Origin of the sequence: Sporolactobacillus shoreae (genome assembly GCF_004684935.1) — a bacterium.
Lineage (GTDB): Bacteria > Bacillota > Bacilli > Bacillales > Sporolactobacillaceae > Sporolactobacillus > Sporolactobacillus shoreae.
The window spans coordinates 1-3,876 of sequence record NZ_SRJD01000049.1 but is presented as its reverse complement, the minus strand read 5'-3'; the positions used below and the strand labels follow the sequence as shown (position 1 = coordinate 3,876).

Here is a 3,876-nt window from a genome sequence, read left to right as displayed (position 1 = left end):
ACGTATGTCAATTGCCGAAACTTTGATGAGCCGATTCATTTTGAATCTGGACGTGTCAAAAATGGCTTGATTTTTCGAGAAATCTCCGCTCAGGAACGGAAAAAACTCGTTCTATGAATAATTCAGGGTAGATAGTATAAATGATAGTAAAGTCAAAGAAATGTTAAATTATTTCATCTCGTATTTTCAAGGACATGAAATACCAAGTATGACTTTACAAACCGTTGATGCAATTATTAATAACTTTAATGTCCCATATAATGAAATCACTCATGGATTTATCACTGGTAATTTTGTTAGCCAAAGCCAATCATTTTCCGCGTTAAATATTATCTTTTATTTAAGTGAATGGTTTAAACTTGATGTGAAGTTAGGTATTGACAAATTAAATCAAATAATAGTTTCGTTACCATTTATGGATATGAAAATTTGTACAGGCATATTTAAAACTATTTCGGGAATGCTTGGCAGAAGTATTTTTAAATACCAATCGATTAAGAATACTTTTTGCAAATCATTATTGCAATCATATAGGAATATGAAATATCAAGAAGAGATGGATACTAGATTTAGAGATTGGTCGACGTTAGAGGGAATTTATAGTCTATCTATTTTGGCTAAAAAATATTATACCGAATTGCAATTAAATAATATTGAAATACCTATTGATTTGACTGACCTTATTGAACTGTTAAAGAGAGATGTCTCTCCTGAAGTGAGAAACCAGATGGAAGAATAGATCATTCGACTAGTTTAAGAATTTATTATGTCATTCATCGATTTAACTGCTCTAGCAGTAGTGGATTATTAGTTTATAAATTCTAGATCTCAAAGAAATGACGACAGGTGAACGTGTAAAGATGATCTTTCCGACGAAACTTATAACCAACTCCAACGGACAAACATTTCTATACGAACTGCAGCAGGCTTTTGAAAATTGCGAGCGGTTCTATTTCAGTGTTGCTTTTATTAATTACAGCGGCCTCCAACTTTTATTGGACAATTTGAAAGATCTGCGTGAACGAGGCGTTCAAGGGAAGATCATGACCTCCACGTACCTCAACTTTACGGAACCCAAGGCACTCAAAAAGATTAGAAATTTTGATAATGTGGAACTGAGGGTATTTGAGGCGGATCATACCAAGGGTTTCCACTCCAAAGTCTATATTTTTGAAAATAAAGATGACTTTAAGATCATGATTGGTTCCTCGAATATCACGCAGAGTGCGTTGAAGAGTAACGTGGAATGGAATGTCGAGATCGTTTCAAAAGCTGAAGGGCAATTTTTAGAGAAGGTCATTAAGGAGTATCGGGAATTGTGGGATCAATGTACGGTTGCCGATGATCTTTTTCTACAAAGCTATCAGCGATTTATTGAAAATCTGAGATCTCATTCGGCGCGTGTCAGTGGCTCTTCATTTAGCTACGGGGACGCGGAAATGCAGCGGATCATGCCGAATCAGATGCAGAAGCAGGCGATGGAGAATCTGGAACGGCTGAGAAATCACGGGGAGAAGCGGGCACTGGTCATTTCTGCAACTGGTACGGGCAAAACCTACATGGCGGCGTTTGATGTCCGGCAGCTGCATCCGGATACCTTGCTCTATATTGTTCATCGGGAAGAGATCCTGGTGAAAGCTAAAGAAACCTTTGAGCGTCTCCTTGGGCGCGGGAACATGGGACTTTTTACTGGTAATGAGAAAGACTACGAGGGCAAAAAATATGTTTTTACAACGATCCAGACGATTAAAGATCACTTCCGTGATTTTACACCGGACCACTTTAAGTATCTGATCGTCGATGAAGCCCACCACGCAACCAGTCCGAGTTATACCAAAGTGCTGGATTACTTTAATCCCGATTTTTTGCTGGGCATGACGGCAACGCCCGAACGATGTGATAATGGTGATATTTTCGGCCTGTTTGACAATAACATTGCGGTCGAAGTTCGGCTCAATGAGGCATTGGAGGAGGATTTGGTTCTGCCCTTCCACTATTTTGGCATTACGGATATTGAGGGGATCGATCTTTCGGATATCTCCATTGATAATGTTGCTGAAGTGGCAAAGCGTCTGGAAGTGAATCGCCGGGTTGATTTCATCATTGATAAAATGAATTTTTACGGCTACGATGGTGAGACATGCAAGTGTCTGGGGTATTGTGTAACGAGAGATCATGCGCAGTATATGGCGGATGAATTCAATAAGCGAGGGATCGACAGTGTGTGCCTGACAGGTGGGGATTCGCAGCAGTACCGTCAGGAAACGATCCGCCGCCTGGAGGATGACTTGGATCCGTTACAAGTTATTTTTACCGTTGATATTTTCAATGAAGGTGTGGATATTCCTTCTGTGAATTTGGTACTCATGCTCCGGCCGACGAATTCGCCAATTATTTTTATGCAGCAACTGGGACGTGGCTTGCGCAAGTATCAGGGACAGTCATTTCTTACGGTGCTTGACTTTATCGGAAACCACAGTAAAACGTTTCTCATTGCGATCGCACTGAGCGGGAAACGTTTCTATGACAAGGATAGTCTTAAAGTTGCGGTCAAGAGAGGTTTTCCTGACTTACCTGGAGCGACACATATCCAAATGGACAAGATCTCTCAGCAGCAGATCATCCAACAATTAGATATGGAAAACTTCCGGACGATGAAATATCTGAAGGATGAGTACCTTGAATTCAAAAAGGAATACATAAGAGTTACAAAACGTGATGTCCCTAATTATTTGATGGATTATGTCCGGTTTGAGCATGCACCGGATCCTGTAAAATTCATCGATCACAAGAAAAGTTATCTGGAATTTTTAGCTGCGGTGGAAAAAGCGGAAGCGTTTCAACGTCTGTCTCAAACGGAACCTTTTCGCCAGTTGCTGCGCCAACTCTCAGCCTTTTTGCCAGTTAAGCGGCCGCATGAATTTATTATTTTACGTTATTTGGTCACTCATGAACGAATTTCTTATGAGAAGGCAGAGAACGAGCTCCTGAAAGTTATGGACTCCGTAACCGAGGAGACGTTGATCCATGCTTTTGAACGCCTAAACCAGACGTATGACGATCACGCGCAGATCGACCGAGATCTGAAACTATGTATCTATGATCGACAGCATCATCAGCTGAATCGGACATCAATCTATGGTGAGATCTGCGCGGATGAGCAGCAAAAGCTCTATATTCTGGATGTATTGAATTACGGGCTTTATAGGTATAGCAGGCAATTTGGCTCAAAAAATTATGGCGTTCCTTTTCTGAAACTGTATGAGCAGTATACGACAAAGGATCTGGGACCACTAATTAATTTTAAGAAAAAGTTAAGTGCCTTTCGGGGTTCAACGATTCCTAATGGAAATGACTATTACTTGTTTGTTGATTTGAATAAGGATGAGGACTTGAAGGAAAGCATTAAATATAAAGATCAATTTATCAGTCCAAAAGTCTTTCAGTGGGAAACGCCGAACTCAACCAGTCAGGAGACAAAACAAGGGCGGCGGCTCATTCATAATAAAAAATATGGAATTAATCTCTATCTTTTTGTCCGGAAGTTTAAAGTGATTGATAACAATACGGAACCGTACATCTATCTTGGTAAGGGCGATGTCACTCGTTTTCAAGGCAACAAACCAATCACAACCGATATCACATTGCATCACGAAGTACCGATGTCTTTATATCTTGAATTTACGACAAAAGTATAATGTTATAGATATTATCTGTTATAATTTGGAAAGGTAATAGATGAAGTATATTGTTACTGCTATTCATTAATGTCCAGAAAATGATGGCGGCTATTGTCCACAGTTTGACGAGGATACTGTCCGATGATCATAAAAAATAAGACCGTCTTAAAAAAGACAGTCAATCAACCAGATATTA

The 3,876-nt window shown here is 39.8% G+C and carries 2 protein-coding genes; both read left to right on the top strand.

Translation table 11 applies throughout. The annotated features are described in order from the left end of the window. The first annotated feature begins 208 nt into the window (after positions 1–208). On the top strand, positions 209–739 hold the full coding sequence (locus E4665_RS17895) for a hypothetical protein (protein WP_135350164.1): 531 nt from the start codon (positions 209–211) through the stop codon (positions 737–739). 121 nt (positions 740–860) lie between these two features. After that, positions 861–3,698 carry a DEAD/DEAH box helicase gene (locus E4665_RS17890; protein ID WP_135350163.1) on the top strand — a complete coding sequence of 946 codons (2,838 nt, stop codon included), beginning with the start codon at positions 861–863 and terminating at the stop codon, positions 3,696–3,698. The last annotated feature ends 178 nt before the right edge of the window (positions 3,699–3,876 follow it).